At 71.9% G+C, this 18,304-nt stretch carries 16 protein-coding genes; 5 read left to right on the top strand and 11 right to left on the bottom strand.

Annotation, left to right across the window (positions count from 1 at the left end; all coding sequences use genetic code 11):
* Positions 1 to 174 precede the first annotated feature (174 nt).
* Both MKK68_RS24115 and fghA read left to right on the top strand, forming a co-directional pair.
* A complete protein-coding gene (locus MKK68_RS24115; RefSeq protein WP_244033126.1) occupies positions 175 to 1,311 on the top strand; it encodes an S-(hydroxymethyl)glutathione dehydrogenase/class III alcohol dehydrogenase in 1,137 nt (378 codons plus the stop codon).
* 111 nt (positions 1,312 to 1,422) lie between these two features.
* A complete protein-coding gene (fghA, locus tag MKK68_RS24110) occupies positions 1,423 to 2,256 on the top strand; it encodes an S-formylglutathione hydrolase (RefSeq protein WP_244033125.1) in 834 nt (277 codons plus the stop codon).
* A 201-nt stretch (positions 2,257 to 2,457) separates the two neighbouring features.
* Here fghA and MKK68_RS24105 read toward each other — a convergent pair whose 3' ends face one another.
* The gene (locus MKK68_RS24105; RefSeq protein ID WP_244033124.1) at positions 2,458 to 2,703 is read right to left on the bottom strand and encodes a hypothetical protein; all 246 of its coding nucleotides are present in this window, start codon (positions 2,701 to 2,703) and stop codon (positions 2,458 to 2,460) included.
* Between the two features lie 176 nt (positions 2,704 to 2,879).
* Between MKK68_RS24105 and MKK68_RS24100 the strand changes: the two genes are divergently transcribed.
* Both MKK68_RS24100 and MKK68_RS24095 read left to right on the top strand, forming a co-directional pair.
* A complete protein-coding gene (locus tag MKK68_RS24100; protein ID WP_147727893.1) occupies positions 2,880 to 3,938 on the top strand; it encodes a YeiH family protein in 1,059 nt (352 codons plus the stop codon).
* Positions 3,939 to 4,015: 77 nt separating this feature from the next.
* Complete coding sequence (locus MKK68_RS24095; protein ID WP_244033123.1) at positions 4,016 to 4,954, top strand: dihydrodipicolinate synthase family protein; 939 nt, start codon at positions 4,016 to 4,018, stop codon at positions 4,952 to 4,954.
* Between the two features lie 113 nt (positions 4,955 to 5,067).
* Here MKK68_RS24095 and addB read toward each other — a convergent pair whose 3' ends face one another.
* The 8 genes from addB to MKK68_RS24055 all read right to left on the bottom strand — a co-directional run bounded on the left by addB (position 5,068) and on the right by MKK68_RS24055 (position 15,028).
* The gene (gene addB / locus MKK68_RS24090; protein WP_244033122.1) at positions 5,068 to 8,271 is read right to left on the bottom strand and encodes a double-strand break repair protein AddB; all 3,204 of its coding nucleotides are present in this window, start codon (positions 8,269 to 8,271) and stop codon (positions 5,068 to 5,070) included.
* Entirely contained in the window at positions 8,268 to 8,729 is a 462-nt protein-coding gene (locus MKK68_RS24085) for a hypothetical protein (RefSeq protein ID WP_244033121.1), read from the bottom strand. Before MKK68_RS24085 ends, addB begins: the two co-directional genes overlap by 4 nt.
* A complete protein-coding gene (locus tag MKK68_RS24080) occupies positions 8,726 to 9,004 on the bottom strand; it encodes a hypothetical protein (RefSeq protein WP_244033120.1) in 279 nt (92 codons plus the stop codon). The genes MKK68_RS24085 and MKK68_RS24080 overlap by 4 nt, the downstream gene beginning before the upstream one ends.
* Positions 9,005 to 9,086: 82 nt before the next feature.
* Positions 9,087 to 9,848, bottom strand: coding sequence for a nucleotidyltransferase family protein (locus MKK68_RS24075; protein ID WP_147729627.1), 762 nt, complete (start codon positions 9,846 to 9,848; stop codon positions 9,087 to 9,089).
* 35 nt (positions 9,849 to 9,883) lie between these two features.
* Positions 9,884 to 11,509, bottom strand: a complete 1,626-nt coding sequence (gene tsaE, locus MKK68_RS24070; protein ID WP_409567312.1) for a tRNA (adenosine(37)-N6)-threonylcarbamoyltransferase complex ATPase subunit type 1 TsaE — start codon at positions 11,507 to 11,509, stop codon at positions 9,884 to 9,886.
* 201 nt (positions 11,510 to 11,710) lie between these two features.
* Positions 11,711 to 12,970, bottom strand: a complete 1,260-nt coding sequence (locus MKK68_RS24065) for an EAL domain-containing protein (RefSeq protein WP_244033119.1) — start codon at positions 12,968 to 12,970, stop codon at positions 11,711 to 11,713.
* Positions 12,971 to 13,214: 244 nt separating this feature from the next.
* The gene (locus MKK68_RS24060) at positions 13,215 to 13,874 is read right to left on the bottom strand and encodes a class I SAM-dependent methyltransferase (protein ID WP_147858855.1); all 660 of its coding nucleotides are present in this window, start codon (positions 13,872 to 13,874) and stop codon (positions 13,215 to 13,217) included.
* On the bottom strand, positions 13,871 to 15,028 hold the full coding sequence (locus MKK68_RS24055) for a glycosyltransferase (RefSeq protein ID WP_243988865.1): 1,158 nt from the start codon (positions 15,026 to 15,028) through the stop codon (positions 13,871 to 13,873). Before MKK68_RS24055 ends, MKK68_RS24060 begins: the two co-directional genes overlap by 4 nt.
* 114 nt (positions 15,029 to 15,142) lie before the next feature.
* On the opposite strand from MKK68_RS24055, the gene MKK68_RS24050 reads away from it, so the two are divergent.
* A complete protein-coding gene (locus tag MKK68_RS24050; RefSeq protein ID WP_244033118.1) occupies positions 15,143 to 16,357 on the top strand; it encodes a DNA topoisomerase IB in 1,215 nt (404 codons plus the stop codon).
* Positions 16,358 to 16,385: 28 nt separating this feature from the next.
* Here MKK68_RS24050 and MKK68_RS24045 read toward each other — a convergent pair whose 3' ends face one another.
* Positions 16,386 to 17,081, bottom strand: coding sequence for a response regulator transcription factor (locus MKK68_RS24045; protein ID WP_244033117.1), 696 nt, complete (start codon positions 17,079 to 17,081; stop codon positions 16,386 to 16,388).
* Positions 17,082 to 17,330: 249 nt separating this feature from the next.
* Positions 17,331 to 18,227 carry a GGDEF domain-containing protein gene (locus tag MKK68_RS24040; protein WP_147727878.1) on the bottom strand — a complete coding sequence of 299 codons (897 nt, stop codon included), beginning with the start codon at positions 18,225 to 18,227 and terminating at the stop codon, positions 17,331 to 17,333.
* Between the last annotated feature and the right edge of the window lie 77 nt (positions 18,228 to 18,304).

Here is an 18,304-nt window from a genome sequence, read left to right as displayed (position 1 = left end):
GCGCCTGCGGTGGGGTCCCCCTGCGGAAATGGCGGTTGCGTCCGAGGCCGAGAACCAGCATCAGGCGTCTCGTATTTCGGGCCGTTCGGATCGCCGCCGCCAGGTGGAGCGATCCGAAGCGCCGTCGCCTGTCGACGCCGTCCGTTATCGTCCAGGCACAGGGAACCCGACATCATGAAGACGCGCGCAGCCGTGGCGTGGGAGGCGAAGAAGCCGCTCACGATCGAGACCATCGACATCGAGGGGCCGAAGGCCGGCGAGGTCCTCGTCGAGGTGATGGCCACCGGCATCTGCCACACCGACGCCTACACCCTCTCGGGCCTCGACTCGGAGGGCAAGTTCCCGGCGATCCTCGGCCACGAGGGCGCGGGCATCGTCCGCGAAATCGGCGCCGGCGTCACCGACCTGAAGGTCGGCGACCACGTGATCCCGCTCTACACGCCCGAATGCCGCGGCTGTAAGTCCTGCCTGTCGCAGCGCACCAACCTCTGCACCGCGATCCGCGCGACGCAGGGCCAGGGCGTGATGCCCGACGGCACCAGCCGCTTCTCCTGCGTCTCCACCGGCGGCAGCCCGGGCGGGTCCGACACCCTGTTCCACTACATGGGCTGCTCGACCTTCTCGAACTTCACCGTGCTGCCGGCGATCGCGCTGGCGAAGATCCGCGAGGACGCCCCCTTCGACAAGGTCTGCTACATCGGCTGCGGCGTCACCACGGGCATCGGCGCGGTGATCTACACCGCGAAGGTCTGGCCCGGCGCCAACGTCGTGGTGTTCGGCCTCGGCGGCATCGGCCTCAACGTGCTCCAGGCCGCGCGAATGGTGGGGGCCGACAAGATCATCGGCGTCGACATCAATCCCGACAAGCAGGAGATGGCGCGCAAGTTCGGGATGACGCACTTCATCAACCCGAAGGAGGTCGGCAACGATCACGTCGTCGCCGCGATCCTCGACGCCACCGGCGGCGGCGCTGACTTCTCGTTCGACTGCACCGGCAACGTCCACGTGATGCGCCAGGCGCTCGAGTGCTGCCACCGCGGCTGGGGCGAGTCGATCGTCATCGGCGTGGCGGAGGCCGGCAAGGAGATCTCGACCCGCCCGTTCCAGCTCGTCACCGGCCGCGTCTGGAAGGGCTCGGCCTTCGGCGGGGCGCGCGGCCGCACCGACGTGCCGAAGATCGTCGACTGGTACATGGAGGGCAAGATCAACATCGACGACCTGATCACCCACACCATGCCGCTCGACCAGATCAACCACGGCTTCGACCTGATGCACGAGGGCAAGTCGATCCGCTCGGTGGTGCTGTACTAGGACCGACACTCGGACCGACGCGCGCTTCCCTCCCCCCCTCTGCGGGGGAGGGAGGAGCCTGTATCGACCCATCGGCCGGTAACGGCCCCAGAGCCCCCAGGAGATCACCCCATGGAAACCGTCTCGAAGGCCCTCTCGCACGGTGGCGTCCAGGGCGTGTACAAGCATGACGCGACGACCACCGGCTGCCCGATGACCTTCGCGGTCTTCGTGCCGCCCCAGGCCAAGGACGGCCCGGTGCCGGTGCTGTGGTACCTCTCGGGGCTGACCTGCACCCACGCCAACGTCATGGACAAGGGCGAGTACCGGCAGGCCGCCGCTCGCCACGGCGTGATCGTCGTCGCGCCCGACACCTCGCCCCGCGGCGAGGGCATTCCCGACGAGGCCGGCAACTGGCAGTTCGGCTCCGGCGCGGGCTTCTACCTCGACGCGACGCAGGCACCCTATTCCGCGAACTACCGGATGTGGAGCTACGTCACCGAGGAGCTTCCGGCGCTGGTCGCGAAGAACTTCCCCGCCGACATGAGCCGCCAGGGCATCTTCGGCCACTCGATGGGCGGGCACGGCGCGCTCACCATCGCGCTGACCTATCCCGACCGCTTCAAGTCCTGCTCGGCCTTCGCGCCGATCGCCCAGCCCTCCACGGCGGGCTGGTCGAAGCCGGCCTTCGAGAAGTATCTCGGCACGGACGCGGCGGCCTGGCGCGCCCACGACGCCACCGCGCTGATCGAGGACGGGCACCGCTTCCCCGAGTTCCTCGTCGACCAGGGCACCGCCGACAGCTTCCTTCAGGACGGGCTGCGGCCGTGGCTGCTGGAAGAGGCCTGCAAGAAGGCCGGCATCGCGCTGACCCTCAACATGCGCGAGGGCTACGACCACTCCTACTTCTTCATCTCCAGCTTCATGGACGACCACATCGCCTGGGCCGTCGCCCGGCTGAAGTAACAAAAAACCCTCCCGCGATCGGGCGATCGCGGGAGGGTTTTTGCTTTCGGCGTCGTCACAACGGCTCACGCCGCGACGGCACGCGTCGAACGACGATCGCGGTCGTCCCATCCATGAGGCCTTCGGCGGACGTCGGGCCTCGACGTGCAGGACGAGAGGGATGGACCGCGTCGCGGTGTCCCCCCGGCGGCCGGCCTGAAATCAGCGCAGGGCCGTGACCTGCACGGGCGCCACGTCCGCGACCTGCGACGGGGCCTGATCCGCCAGGTAGATCCGGCCGCCGACGAACAGAAGCGCCAGAGCCCAGAACACCAGGGCCGCACGGCGCGTCTCGCGGTAGCTGCCGGCTGCGCCCACGGCCTTCGCATCGACGCAGGCGCGCGGCATCTCCATCGGCTCGCCGAAGGGATCGTAGGCGGTCGTGCGCTGGTCGAACTGGGCGGTCATGATGGGAGATGTCGCGCTTGGCCGCCGCCGGATCAATGGTTGCGTCTTCCGAAGATTCCTTGACAAAGAGAGGCTTCTTCTCCGCTGGATCGCCGGTGTGGAAGTTCATTCCTCGACGCATCCCCGGATGCGGAATCCGCCGAGCGAGAGGCCGCGTGACCGCAGACTCGAAGCCGATGACCCCGCCCGCGCACGCCGCGCCCACGGTCGCCGCCGGCCCGTTCGCGCTGCTGCCGGGCATCCTCGTCTGCGTCGCGATCACCGGGATCGCGATGGGCGTGCAGGCGGTCGAGGAGCGCGCGCTCGACCATCCGTATATCGAGGCGCTGGTGATCGCGATCCTGCTCGGCATCGCGCTCCGCAGCGCGTGGGTGCCGGGGGCGCGCTTCCGCAGCGGCATCGCCTTCAGCGCCAAGCAGCTGCTCGAGCTCGCCGTGACGCTGCTCGGCGCCTCCCTCAGCCTCGGGGCGATCGTCGCCTCCGGCCCGGCGCTGCTCACCGGCATCGTCGGCACGGTGATCCTGACGATCGCGGCGAGCTACGGCATCTGCCGCCTGCTGGCGCTGCCGGCGCGGATGGCGATCCTCGTCGCCTGCGGCAACGCGATCTGCGGCAACTCGGCGATCGCCGCCGTCGCCCCGGTGATCGGGGCCGACAACAAGGACATCGCCGCCGCGATCGCCTTTACCGCCGTGCTCGGCGTGCTGATGGTGCTCGGCCTGCCGCTGTTCGTGCCGTTGGCCCACCTGTCCGACAACCAGTACGGCGTGCTCGCCGGGCTCACCGTCTACGCGGTGCCGCAGGTGCTGGCCGCCACCGTGCCGGTGAGCCTCGCCAGCACCCAGGTCGGCACCCTGGTCAAGCTGGTGCGCGTGCTGATGCTCGGCCCGGTGGTGCTCGCCTTCTCGCTGATCGCCCGCCGGCTGCCGGCCGAGGGCGGCGCGGCGGCCCGGCCCGGGCGCCTGAGCCTGACCAAGCTCGTGCCGTGGTTCATCGTCGGCTTCCTGGTGCTGGCGAGCCTGCGCTCCCTCGGCCTGATCCCCGACGCGGCCGCGCTTCCGCTGACGAGGCTCGCCGGCATCCTCACCATCGTCTCGATGGCCGCGCTCGGCCTCGGCGTCGACGTGCGCATCCTCGCGCGCGTCGGCGGACGCGTCACCGCCGCCGTCACCGGCTCGCTCCTCGTGCTCATCGGTATCAGCCTCGTGCTGATCCGGGCCCTCGGCATCGCCTGAGCGGCTGCGACGCCACCGCCGAGTCGGTCTATCGTCCGCGTTCCTCAGCCCGACGCCGTCACGAAGGATCAAACCCCATGCGCCTCGATGCCTCCGAACGCGGCGTCTTCCCGATCGCCCCGACGCCGTTCCACCCGGACGGCCGCATCGACCACGACTCGATCGACCGGCTGACCGACTTCTACGCCGCGAACGGCGCCACCGGCCTCACCGTGCTCGGGGTGATGGGCGAGGCGCCCAAGCTCGACCAGGGCGAGGCGCTCGACGTCGCCCGACGCTTCATCGTGCGGGCGAAGGGCCTGCCGGTGATGGTCGGCGTCTCGGCGCCGGGCTTCGCCGCGATGGCGTCGCTGGCCCGCAGCGCGATGGATGAGGGCGCGGCCGGGGTGATGATCGCGCCGCCCAGTTCCCTGCGCACGGACGACCAGATCGTCGCCTACTACGCGCAGGCCGCCGAGGCGATCGGCGCCGACGTGCCGTTCGTGATCCAGGACTATCCCCTCACCTTCACCGTGGTGATGACGCCGGGCGTGATCCGCCGGATCGTCAACGACAACTCGGCCTGCCGGATGCTCAAGCACGAGGACTGGCCGGGGCTCGAGAAGATCTCGGCTTTGCGCGGCTTCGAGGCGGAGGGCTCGATGCGGCACATTTCGATCCTGTGCGGCAACGGCGGCCTGTTCCTCGATTTCGAGACCGAGCGCGGCGCCGACGGGGCGATGACCGGCTACGCCTTCCCCGACATGCTCGCCGACGTGGTCCGCCTCTCGGCCGCCGGCGAGCGCGACGCCGCCCACGACCTGTTCGACGCCCATCTGCCGCTGCTGCGCTACGAGCAGCAGCCCGGCATCGGGCTGGCGGTGCGCAAATACGTCATGGCGCGCCGCGGGCTGATCGCCTCCGCCGCCCAGCGCAAGCCCGGCGGCACGCTGGGCCCGAAGGCGGTCGCCGAGGTCGAGTACCTGCTCGGCCGGCTCGCCCGCCACGATCCCCGCGCGGCGCTGGCGCCGGTCTGAAGCCTCGGTTCGCCGACGGATCGATTCGGAGGCTGCTCTCGCGCCTTTCCCTCCCCCCACTGCGGGGGGAGGGAGACGCGTGCATCCGCTCCGATCGACCGGAGGCAACCGGATCAGCCCTCGCCATCTCCCCCGAGTGACCATTCGCCGACGCGGGCGAGGTGGTCGTAGTCGCCGTAGGACTTGGCGTACTTCGCGTAGGGCCGCGAGGTGTAGGCGGCCTGCCCGGTCATGAAGCGGGCGACGAGCCCCCTCAGGCGGGTGGCGTGCTCCTCGACGATCTCCGCCACGGTGCGCGGATCGCCCTTGGGCGGCTTGACGGCCAGCGGCACGAACGGCTTCCGCCCGCCCGAGGCGTGGACGTAGAGCAGGTCCGGCGTCGCGTTCGTCGCCGGGAACCCGTCGAACGCGCCGTGCATCAGCATCGCCGCCTCCAGGGTGAGCTGCGGTGAGAAGCCGGCAAAGATCTCGCGGGCCGAGGGCGGCGCGCCGGTCTTGAAGTCGACGATGCAGGCGCCGTCCGCCCCGCGCTCGATCCGGTCGGCGCGCGCCCGGAGCGTGAAGGTCTCAGGCCCGAGCGGGATCGCCCACCGTCCGAAGATCTCGGGCTCGACCCGCGCGAGGGTCGCCCGCCGCGCGATCTCCCAGGGGAGGTAGACGGCGGCCATGCGCTCGTAGCGCGGCCACCACTCGGCGTAGAGCTCGGGGTAGGTGTCGGCGGTGCCGGCGAAGGCCTCGACCGCGATCTGGTTGAGCCGTTCCCAGGCGATTGCGGGATCGGGCAGCGCATCGGGATAGCGCTCGGCGAATCGGCCGAAGATCGCGTGGATCATGGTGCCGCGGTCCCCCGCGCCGGGCCGCTCGGCCACCGCCTCGAGCGGATCGAGCCCGAGCACGTGGCGGGCGAAGACGGCGTAGGGGTCGCGCACCAGCGTCTCGATCTCGGTGACGCTGAGGCTGCGCGGGAACAGGGCCGGGTCGGGCTTGGGCTTCGGCTGGGTCAGGCGCGGCTGCGCGGGCGCCGTGTCGAGCACGCGCGCGTAGCCGGCAAAGCGCCGGCCGGCGTCGAGGGTGGCCGCCCAGGCCGCCTCACCGGCGAAGGCGCGGATGCGCTGGAGGAAGCGCGACGGCACGGTCGGCGAGCCCTCGCGCTTGGCCGCGCGGGTGATCACCGCGTCGCGGCAGCCGAGGGCCTGGACGAAGTCGTGCGCCGCCTGGCCGAGCTGGCGCTCGGGCGGGTTGAGGCCGATGCGTTCGCGCATCGGCCGGTTGAGGAAGGAATCCGTGGTGGTCTTGCCGGGCCAGACGCCCTCGTCGAGCCCCCCGAGCACGACGCGGTCGTAGTGCATCAGGCGCGATCCGAGCGGATCGAGGATGCTCAGGCGCGGATGCGGCGCCGGCCCGGCGCAGGGCACGGTGCGGTCGGCGGCGAGCGTGGTGAGAAAGGCGGGGTAGTCGTCGAAGCTCCCCGGCAGCAGCGCCGCGTCGGCCTCGGCGCGGTGGCCGACGAGGTTCCGCACGTCGTCGAACAGCGTGTCGAGGCAGTTCAGCGAGGCATCGGCGATCGGCTCGGCCACCTCCGCCGGCCGCGCCAGCAGCGCCTCGCACACCTCGGCATGGAGGCGCGCCGCCTCGACGAGATCGCAGGCGGCCGCCTCGGCGCCGCAGGGGCCGGCGAACGCGGCGAGCGGTGCGAACGCGGCCTCGAGCTGATCGAGGATCGTCGCCGCCAGGTCCCAATCGCGGTCGCCGAGGCGCTGCTTGGCCCGGGGCTGGTGCCTGTGCGGGGCGGCGCGTTGGACGGCGAGCGCATCCTTGAGCCCCTGGAAGCTGCCGGCCGGCGCCGGGCCGCGCAGCACGCCGATCTCCAGGGCCGCCGCGCCGCGCACGACGTCGCCGCGCGGGAGGCCGAGGCCGACCAGCGGATGGGCCAGGAGCGCGATGATCCGCGCCGGGATCGCGTCGCCCTGCTCTCGGTGGAGGTCGACGGCGAGTTCCGCCGAGAGGCGCGCCATCCGGCCCGCCGCGCTGCGGCTGAGAGCGAGACCGGCGCCGTCCTCGGCGACGATGTCCCAGCGGGCGAGCTCGGCGGCGACCCGCATGGCGAGCGCCCGGTCGGGCGTGATCAGCGCGGCGGTCCGGCCCGGCGCGGCGAGCGCCTCGCGCAGGGCGACGGCGGCCATCAGTGCCTCGTCGCGCTCGTCGGCCGCCTCGGCGACGGCGAGCCCCGCCAGACCCTGCCGGCCGAGGGTCTCGCGCGCCGTCCCGTCGAGGCGCGCCCAGGCATCCGTGGTCTCGGCCGGGCGCAGGGCCTGCGACAGCAGCGCGGCGCGGGCGGTCACCTCGGGATCGTGGCCGCCGAGGTCGACGACCGCGTCCCGCGCGACGCCGAGGCAGCCGGGGCCGAGCAGCCGATGCAGCACGGCCTGCGGGTGGCCGTGGGCGATCTCGCGCTCGAAGCCTGCGCCGGTCTCGATCGCGTCCCAGCCGGCCGCGTCGAGATCCAGGTCGAGGCCGGGGAGCACCACCGCGCCGTGCGGCAGGCCCGCCACCGCGGCGATGAGCTTGGCGGTGGCCGGCACCGAGCCGGTCGAGCCGGCGATCACCACCGGGTCGCGCGGACGCTCGCGGGTGAGGCGGGCGGCCTCCGCCAGCACGAGGTCGCGCGCCCGCGAGACCGGATCGGTGAGGCCGCGCTCGGCCAGGATCCGCGGCCAGTTCTCCGCGGCGATCCGGACGAAATCGAGGGTCAGGCCGAAATAGCGCGAGTACTCGGTCTCGACGGCACCCGCGATCTCGGACCAGGGCAGGCCCTCGACGGTCAGCGCGTCCATCAGCCCTTCGAGGTCGGCGGCGAGCGCCACCGCGTCGGCGGGCGAGGCCGGCACCAGGAACGGCACCTCCTCGTCGATCGGCAGCAGCGAGCGGTCGACCGCCTGCGCCCAGGACTGCACCAGCCGGGCGAGGATCAGCCGGCGCTCGAGCTTCTGCATCTCCGGGTCGAGGCCGACGGCGGCGTTCGCGACCAGCGGCATCGCGGCGAGATCCAGCTCGGCCTCGTCCGCCTCGCCGAGCGGGATCATCCGCGGCAGCAGGGCCGCCTCGCCCAGCCGCGCCGCCAGGCGCTTGGCCAGCTCCTTCGCCACGCCCGGCGTCGGCAGGTAGATCGTGACGGCGGCGAGCGCGAGCGGGTCGCGCCCGAGATCGCCGACGAGGCGCCCGTCGAGCAGTGCATCGACCAGCGTCGGCAGGAACGGCGCGCCGCGGGTGATGGTGAAGACGTGGGCGTGTGGGTCGGTCGGGTCGATCTGGGTCAACCGAGGATCCGTTCGCGCTCGTGCGAGAAGTTGAGCACCTTCCTGCCCGACATCGCGCTGGTGCGGTAGAGGTGGAGGTCGTCGGTGATCAGGGTGACGTCCGGCTCCCGCGCGTTCGGGATCGAGACGTCGTTGGGGCCCAGCCTGTCGAAGTCGACGGAACCGACGGCATCCGCGCTCGGCGCATACGTCGCCGCCTCCGCGTAGGAACGGAACGCCTCGAGAACCGGGGCCAGGCGGCCCTGGTCGAATTGTCGGATCTGGCACGCGGTCTCGGCAAGGACGTTCGGCATGGTGGCGAAGATCGCCGCATCCCCGATCCGGAGCTTCAGCAGCACGAAGTCGTCGATCGTGTGGATGCGCGTGCGCCGATGCGCGGCGATGTATGATCGGGAGACGGTCCCGACGAAGAGCAGCAGAAGCAGGTTCGTGTCGACGAGCAGGCGTCCGGCACTCAAGGTTCGACCCGGCGGTCGGTGACGGAGACGACGCGGCCGTCATCGTCCTTGAGGTGCACCACCTTGTAGGATCGTTTCGGATCGAGATCGCGCCCGAGAGCGGTCACGAGCGGCTTGGACGCGTCCCAGGGCCGCGAAAACCCGACGGTGATGAGCCGCTGGTCCAGCGCGTCGTCGAACCGGACCTCCTCGAGACCGATGTTCGTCGGCTGCTCGGCATCGAAGACCGCGGCGACGTATTCCTTCGCCTTGGAAACCGCTTCCTTCACGTCCACCGGGACCTCCGCAGCGACCAGGGCCATCCTCGATGCGAGCAATCTAGAGGTTCCGCATCCGTTCCTCAAACGGAATCGCGGCTCACCCCTCCTGCGCGCTCACCCGCACGCGCTCCTCGGCGGCGCGGATCGCGTCGGGCGTGCCGACGTGGAGCCATTGGCCGTCGAGCCGCAGCCCGGACAGGCGGCCCGCCGCGATCGCCCGGTCGAACAGCAGGTTGAGCGAGAACGCGCCGTCCGGCGTGTCGGCGAACAGCTCCGGCTTCACGATGGCGACGCCCGCGTAGATGAAGGGGGCCACCCGGCGCTCGCCGCGCCGCTCCAGCCGGCCGTCGGCGTCCATGACGAAGTCGCCCGAGCCCTCGTAGCCGAGGCTCGTGGTGGTCGGCGCCACCAGGAGCAGGATGTCCATCCGCGCCGCGTCCCAGGCCTCGATGAGCCGGGCGAGGTTCGGGGTCGGGCCCTCCAGCCAGAACGAATCCGAGTTGAACACCACGAAGGGGTCCGCGCCGACCAGAGCGAGCGCCTTCTTCACGCCGCCGCCGGTCTCGAGCAGGGTCTCGCGCTCGTCGGACACGACGATCTTCGGAAGGCCGACGCGCTTGGCCAGGTGCCCCTCGATCAGGTCCGGCAGGTAGTGGACGTTGACCACCGCCGTCTCGATCCCGCCCTCCGCCGCCCGGTCGAGGGCGTGGTCGATCAGCGCCTTGCCCGCGACCTCCACCAGGGGCTTCGGCACCGTGGCGGTGACCGGGCGCATGCGCTTGCCCAGGCCCGCGGCGAGGACGAAGGCGCGGGTGATCGCGGCTTGCGCGGTCGGCGGCGAGGCGGGGGTGTCGCTCATGCGCGGGGCTCGCGAAGGAGAGGTCGGACGGCGGTTCAGGCGGGCTCGGCCGGCGGCTCGGCGCGTCCGAGCAACCCCGGAAGGTGCTGCAGGTGCCAGTCCCGCAGGGACGCCAGCGCCGGGTGGGCGAGGTTGCGGGCGAGGTAGCCCTCGATCCGCGGGATGTGGGCGAGGTAGGCCGGCTTTCCGTCGCGCAGGTTCAGCCGGGCGAAGATGCCGAGGATCTTGGTGGCGCGCTGCGCCGCCAGGATGGCGTAGGCGGTGGCGAAGCCCTGCACGTCGAAGGCCGGATCGCGGGCGCGGCGCTCGCGGGCGTAGAGCCCGAGCAATCTGAGCTCGAACTCGGCGTTGGCGTCGACGCGGGCGTCCTGCAGCAGCGAGGCGACGTCGTAGGCCGGGTGGCCGAGCACCGCGTCCTGGAAGTCGATCACGCCGATGCGCTCCAGCCCGTCGCGCTCGGGGAGCCAGATCAGGTTGGGGGAATGGTAGTCGCGCAGCGTCCAGGTCGGGCGGGCGGGCACGGCGCCCTCCAGCACCTCGGCCCAGAGCGCGCCGAACGCGTCCCGCGCCTCGGGCGGGAGCGTGACGCCGCGCAGCGCCGGGGCATACCAGTCCGGCAGCAGCTCGGTCTCGAACAGCAGCGCCTCGGCATCGTAGGCCGGGATCACGTGGTCGATGCCGTCCGCCACCGGCAGCACGCCCGGCAGCTCGACCGCGTGGAGCTTGGCGAGCAGGCGCGTCGCCTCGGCGTAGCGCTCGGGCCGCGGGCCGGCGGCGTCGACCACCGGCTCGGTGCCGAGGTCCTCGAGGATCAGCAGCCCGGTGTCGAGGTCCTCGCCGTAGATGCGCGGCGCCGAGAAGCCGAGCGCCCGCAGGCCCCGGTCGATCGCGACGAAGGCGTGGACGCTCTCGGCGAGCTTGACGATCGCGCTGTAGGGCTTTCCGTCGCGCACCGGCGGCCCGTCGGCGCGCGGCGGCGAGATCATCAGCACCGCCGAGCGGCCGTCGGGATGCGTCAGGCGCTCGTAGGCGCGCGACGACGCGTCGCCCTGCATCAGGGTGCGGGTCGCCTCGTCCCAGCCGCTGCGGGCGAGAAGGGCGCGGACCGCGCGCGCCCGGTCGAGGCGGGCGCGCATGCCCTCGGTGCCGGAGATGCGGGCGAAGCGCGAGCCCTCGCCGAACTCGGGCCGCAGCGACAGGTCGATCGACAGGACCGGCCCCTCGCGCGGCGGAAGCCGCTCGGGCCACTCGACCAGCGTGATCGCGGCCTCGGTCATCTCGTCGAAACCGAGCTCGACCAGCTCGTCGGCGCTGCGCAGCCGGTAGAGGTCGGCATGGACGATCGCGCCGAGGCGACCCTCGTAGGGCTGGATCAGCGTGAAGGTCGGGCTCGGGACCTCGAGGCTCGGATCGTCGGCAAGCTCGCGGATCAGCGCGCGCGCCAGCGTGGTCTTGCCGCCGCCGAGGCCGCCCGAAAGCGCGACGAGGTCGCCCGGCATCAGGAACTCGGCCAGGAACAACCCGAGATCCTCGGTCGCGCCCTCCTCCGGCAGGACGATCTCCCAGGCCGGCGGCTGCGCGTCCGCGGGGGGCGTGCCCGGCGAGGGGGCTGCGCCCGAGACGGCACCCTGCCGGTCGTGATCGGGATCGTCCTCGCCCAAAACCGTCAACCTCCGAGCGCCGATGCGCGGCGCGGCCTTGCAACCGTACCGGTCTATCGGAGGATCCTTAACCGAACTTCGCGAAAAACGCGCATCCCCGCACGGGGCGGCACCGGTCGCGGCCGGCGCGGCGTGGTCGAAGCCGGTCGTCGCGATGAGATCGGCCGGGCGTGCGGGACAGCTCGGCCCATCCGCGGCCGGTCACGCCGCGGCGATCTGCGGCGCGTCGCCGCCGGCGGCCTTCCAGCTCCGGATCAGGGCGAGGGTGTCGGCCAGCGGCACCGGGCAGCCATAGAGGTACCCCTGGCCGTAGGCGCAGCCCATCTCGGCGAGCGCCGCCGCCTCGGCCGGCGCCTCGATGCCCTCGGCCACCACGGGGATGCCGAGCTCGTCGGCGAGCACGAGGATGGTCTGGATGATCTTGCGGTTGCACGGGGTGGTCAGCATCGCCCGGACGAAGGCGCGGTCCACCTTCAGGGTCGTGATCGGCAGCTTCGACAGGTAGCTCAGCGACGAGTAGCCGGTGCCGAAATCGTCGATGGCGATGCCCATGCCCGCCTCGCGGCACACGCTGAGGGCCTCGGTGGCGCCCGCGGGATCGCGCATCACCGTGCTCTCGGTAATCTCCAGCTTCAGCGTCGCGGGGGCGATGCCGGTGGAGCGCAGCATCTCGGCGACCATCGCCGGGAAGCTCGCGCGGGCGAGGTCGTAACCGGTGACGTTGATCGAGAGGAACAGCGGCCCGTCGGCGGCGCCCGGGTTCTGCAGGGCCGCCATCACGATCTCCGGCATGATCCGGCCGACCTCGGAGACGACCCATTCGGTGATCTCGACGATCAGCCCGCTCGATTCGGCCACGGGGATGAACGTCATCGGCGGCACCAGGCCCTGCTCGGGGTGGCGCCAGCGGATCAGCGCCTCGAAGCCGGCCAGCGTTTCGGTGCCGAGCCGCACGATCGGCTGGAGGAACAGCTCGAACTCGTCGCGGTCGAGCGCCCGGCGCAGGGCGCGCTCCATCATCACCACGGAAATCGCGGCCTGGAAATCCGCCTTGAGCGCCGGCGAGGGCTCGACGGCGACGGGGCGCGCCGTCACGGCCGGGGCATGCGGCTTCAGCAGCGCAATCGCGTCGCGATAGCGGGCCATGACCACGCCGAAGCACAGGCGCAGGATCGGGTCCGCCTGCAGGAGGCGATTCTCGATCTGCGCCTCGGAGATCGGGACGAGGACGCAGTCCTCGATCGCCCGCGCCGAGGTGGGGCGCGGGCCCGAATCGAGGATCGCCATCTCGCCGAAGATCTCGCCGGGGCCGCGCTCGGCGAGCGGTTGCTCGATGCCGTCGCGGCGCAGGAAGATCGCGGCCCGTCCGGCGACGATCAGGTAGGCCACGGTTCCGGGCTCGCCTTCCTCGAAGATCGCGCTGCCGGCGGGCAGCGTGATCGTAGCGTTGGGATCGTTCATCGTCCGGTCCATGTCCCACCGAAACCTCAGGTGGCCTGGAGCGAACTTTGCCCGACGGACATTAATCAACCTACAATTCGTTCGATCCCAAGCCGCGCAATACATACCGCCGCGAACGAATGCTGCGGCAGCGAAAAACGATCGATGACGTTGCGGCGTATACAACCACTGGATGGTCAGGCGAATACTATCTTCGATAGAAATCCGCATCGCCGGCCATCACCGGCGGCCTTCGGCGGCGCGATCACGCGACGAAGCGCCAGACGTGGCTCTGCTTGATCTCGGCATCCTCCAGCGCCCGCGTCACCGGCACGGCGTAGCTGGCGATCGCCTCGAGGCGGGCGCGCGGCAGGTAGCTGCGGCCGGGATCGCCGATGAGCACCGTGGTGCCGGCCGCGTGCAGGCGGCCGAGCCAGTCGCCGACCGCGCCGGCGAGGTCGCGCTCGTAGAAGATGTCGGCGGCGAGCACGAGGTCGACGTCGGGCACCGTGCCGATCAGGTCGGCGGAGGAGGTGGCGATGCGCCCGGAGACGCCGTTGGCGGCGGCGTTCAGCGGGATCGCCGCGATCGCGAAGGCATCGAGGTCGCTGGCGAGCACCGAGGCGGCGCCGGACCGCGCCGCCGCGATCGCCACGAGGCCGGAGCCGGAGGCGAAGTCGAGCACGCGCCGGCCGGCGGCGATTTCCGGGTTGTCGAGGAGGTAGCGGGCGAGGGCTTGCCCGCCGGCCCAGGCGAAGGCCCAGAACGGCGGCGGCAGGCCGATCTCGGCGAGCTCGTCCTCGGTCTTCTGCCACAGCTCCGTCGCCTCGTCGGCGACGTGGAGCACGATCTCCGGCGCATGCGCCACCGGCAGCAGGCGGGTGTTCGCGCGGATGAAGGCGGCGGCGTTCTCCGGCGTGATCATGGCCCGAGCAACTCGCGATAGAGGCCGCACACGGCCTGCACCACCGCGTGCTCCGAGAACCCGTCCTCGACGATGCGCCTGCGGGCCGCCGCGCCGAGGGCGGCCACGCGATCCGGATCGCCCGCGAGCCGGACCAGGGCGGCGGCCAGAGCCGGCGCGTCGCCGGGGGGGACGACGAGGCCCTCGATGCCGTCGCGCACCAGGGCGCGGCAGCCCGGCACGTCGGTGGTGAGCAGCGCCCGGCCGCAGGCGGCGGCCTCCAGCAGGGTGCGCGGCAGGCCCTCGCCGCCGCGGGAGGGCAGGCAGCCGACATGGGCGCCGGCGAAGGCCGCGGCCGCGTCCCGCGTCGGCCCGAGCCAGGCGACCCCGTCGCGGGACCAGTCGCGCAGCGTTGCCTCGGGGATCGCCCGGCGGTTCGAGGGATCGGGCGCGCCGTGCAGCGCAAGCTCGACCGCAGCGCCCTGCGCGCGGGCGAGCCGCACCGCCTCGACGGCGACGTCGATCCCCTTCGACCACAGCATCCGCGCCACGATCGCGACCCGGAGCGGCGGATGCGGCGGCAGCGGCCGCGGCACGAACGCGTCCGGGTCGACGCCGGCACCGCCGACGATCGTCACCGCGGTGTCGGCCGGGTCGAGGCCGAGGGCGGCGGCATCGTCCGGGTTCTCGAACAGGAAGCGGGTGCGCTTCGAGGCCAGCGGCCCGCGGATCAGGTGGCGCAGAGCGGTCCGCGAGAGGCGTCCGGCCGCGTCGGCGCGCGCGCCGATCAGCCCGAGGCCGGTGAGCGCGTAGACGCGCGCCGGGATGCCGGCCATCGCCGCCGCCGTGCCGCCGACCAGGATCCCGCGCAGCGCGATGCAGTGGACGATATCGGGCTTCCAGGCCTTCAGGATCGCGGCGAGCTGCCCCGCGGCGTAGCCGGCGGCCATCGGGTTGAGGCTGGAGCGCTCCGCCTCCAAAGCGATCACCCGGGCGCCCGTCGCCTCGACCACCGCGCGGTGGTCGCGCACCCGCGTCACCACGGCGACCGACAGGCCCATCGCCACCGCCGCCCGCGCCATCGGCAGGAAATGCGAGGCGAAGAACCAATCCTCGGTGACGACGAAGGCGAGGCGCCGCATCGGCGCGGCGGGGGCGGAAGGGGCGGCGTCCATCGCACGAGCCTCTAACACGGGCGCGCATCCGTGTACGGCGGATACGCAGACGCCGGAACACGGCCGCGCGGCGACCGGTTGAGGGCAGGCTTTCGCAAGCGAGGAGCAGCGCTCATGGCATCGGATCTCGTGTCCTCGGACGAGACCGCCGGCACCGTCGTCGACCCGCGCGACGCGGCCGCCGAGGCCGGGCTCGCCTACGTCGACGACACGATGCCGGGCCTGACCCGGAAGAAGACCGCCAAGGGCTTCCGCTTCGTCGACGCCAAGGGCGCGCCCGTCCGCGACAAGGCGCAGGTCCAGCGGATCAAGTCCCTGGCGATCCCGCCGGCCTACACCGACGTGTGGATCTGCCCGCGCAAGAACGGCCACATCCAGGCCACCGGGCGCGATGCCAAGGGGCGCAAGCAGTACCGCTACCATCCCGATTTCCGCGCGGCGCGGGACTCGACGAAGTTCAGCCACATCATGGCCTTCGCCGACGCGCTGCCGGGCATCCGCACGCGGATCGACGCGGACATGCGGCGCAGGGGCCTGTCGCGCGAGAAGGTGCTCGCCACCGTGGTGCATCTCCTCGAGACAACGCTGATCCGCGTCGGCAACGACGACTACGCCAAGGCCAACAAGAGCTACGGCCTGACGACGCTGCGCGACCCGCACGTGACGGTCGAGGGCGCGGCGATGACCTTCCGCTTCAAGGGCAAGAGCGGCAAGACCTGGAACCTGTCGGTGAAGGACCGGCGCGTGGCCAAGATCGTCAAGGCCTGCCAGGACCTGCCGGGCCAGGAGCTGTTCCAGTACATCGACGAGGCCGGCGAGCAGCGCGACGTGACCTCGTCGGACGTCAACGCGTACCTGCGCGAGATCTCGGGGCAGGACATCACGGCGAAGGACTTCCGCACCTGGGCCGGCACGGTGCTGGCGGCGCTGGCGCTTCGCGAGTTCGAGACCTTCGACGGCGAGGCCGGCGCCAAGAAGAACGTCCGCGCGGCGATCGAGAACGTATCGGCCCGGCTCGGCAACACGCCGACCATCTGCCGCAAGTGCTACATCCACCCGCAGATCATCGACTGCTACCTCGAAGGCGCCCTGCTGCTCCAGGTGAAGGACGCGGTCGAGAGCGAGCTGGTCGAGGATCTCGGCCGCCTGCGCCCGGAGGAGGCGGCGGTGCTGAGCCTGCTGCAGACCCGGCTCGCCGGAGACGCGCCCTCGACCGGCACGGCGAAGGCCGCGCGCCGGACGGCTCGGGCCGGCAAGGCGGCGAAGACGAACACGCCGCGCAAGCCCGCGGCGAAGGCCGCCAAGGGCGCGGAGGCCGCGCGTGCCTGAACGCCCGCCCGGCCGGGTCGCGGCGCGCTCAATGGCGCGCCGGACCCTCGCCCGTGCTGGCCCGCGCCGATTCGGCCCCGCGACGGCCCTGCTCGGTGTCGAGCACCGGCGCGAGGCCGAGCTGACGGGCGAGCGAAACCAGATCCTTTAACCGTCCGGTCTGGGTCTTGCGCCGCAGGTTGAGGCGGTGGGTCTCCACCGTGCGAACCGACAGCATCAGGCGGCGCGCGACCTCCTTGTTGCTGAAGCCGGCGCTGAGGAAGCGCAGGACCTCGGCCTCGCGCGGCGTCAGCCCGAGGCTGTCGGCCGGCTCCGCGGACGGGGCCGTGCTCGCCTCGACCTCGCTCCGGGCGATCAGCCGCGGGGCGCCCTCGGCAAGGGCCAGCACGGCGTTGCAGAGGTCCCGCGGCGTGGCGGAGCGGGCCACGAAGGCGTCCGCCCCGGCCTCCCGCAGCGCGTCGACGTCGGCCGCGTTCAGCGCCTGGAACGCCACCAGCGTCCGCAGCGCCGGCAGGCGCGCCTTGAGGTCCACGAGGTGGCTGAGCCCGACCTGCAGCCGGGTCTCGTCCAGGAAGATCAGCGCGACGGTGTTGGCCGGGTCGACCTGATCGAGGTCGGCCTCGCCGATCGTATGGAGCGCCGGCATGTGCTCCAGCGTCGCGCGGAAGGCGGGATTCAGCTCCTGGGGCTCGTCGAACACCAGGACGTCTACGGCCGTACTCATACCGCGCACCCTTCTTTCCCGGCATGGCACAATTCGGCCGGGGTCGGAAGAAGTGTTTCAAGACTCGTTCCAGACGAATCCTGCGGTCTTTCGCAGTCGACTTGTGTCGAAATCAGATACGGCGCCGGGCTTATACTTAACGCGTGTCTCGCGCAGGCACAGCGCGATCAACCTTAACGTCCCTCCGTCTCCGCGACGACCGAGCGACGCAGGGCGGCGGGTCCCCGTGCCGGCGAAGCGGACCGGGCTTCAGCCGGCGCGGGCGAGGACGAGGTCGTTCTCGGCCGAGACGACGCGGTCGCGCCCGGAGGTCTTGGCCTCGTAGAGGGCGATGTCGGCGCGCTTGGTCAGCGCGGTGACGCTGTCGCCCTCGCACCAGGTGCTGACGCCGAAGCTGCACGTCATGCGCACGGGGCCGCGCGATCCGCGGATGCGGAGGTCCCTCACCTGCAGGCGGAGCCGCCCGGCGACGGCCTCGGCCTCCGCGAGGGAAAGTCCGGGCAGCACCACCGCGAACTCCTCGCCGCCGAGGCGCCCGACGATCCCCTGGGCACCCAGAAGCTCGGCCACGGCCTTGATCGCGGCATCGCCGACGTCGTGGCCGTGCTCGTCGTTGATGCGCTTGAAATGGTCGATGTCGGCGAGCACGGCCGAGAGCGCCCCGTGGTTGCCGGCGCGCTCGGTCGCCGCGCCGACCCGGGCGAAGAAGGCGCGGCGGTTGAGCAGGCCGGTGAGCGGGTCGGTCTCGGCGAGCCGGATCAGCTCGTTCTGCATCGTGGTCAGGCGCTCGGCCGCGCGCAGGCGCGCATGCAGCTCCTCGGCGCTCGGCGGCTTCTCGATGAAGTCGTCGGCGCCGCTGTCCAAGGCCTCGGCGAGGTTCCGCGCGTTGCGCGCCGACGACATCGTGACGACGTAGAGGGGGCGGCGCGCCTCGGCGAGGAGCCGGGCCGACCAGCACAGCTCCAGTCCCGTCACCGGCCGGACCTCGAGGCTGGTGATCAGCACCCGGACGCTCGGGGTCTCCTCCAGGAAATCGCGGGCGGCGGCTGAGTCCGTGAAGGCGCTCACGACGTGCCCGCGCGGTTCCAGCAGCCCGGTGATGATCTTGAGGACGACGCGGCTCGAATCGACGATGACGATGTGCATGGCGCGCGATACCGATGGAAAGGGTTCTGATGCAACCAGGCCTTAAAAACCTTAAGATGCAGTCTCGGCTCGCGCAC

Origin of the sequence: Methylobacterium sp. E-016, assembly GCF_022829745.1 — a bacterium.
GTDB lineage: Bacteria > Pseudomonadota > Alphaproteobacteria > Rhizobiales > Beijerinckiaceae > Methylobacterium.
The sequence above is the reverse complement of the archived record's forward strand: the minus strand, read 5'-3'. Positions and strand labels throughout refer to the sequence as shown.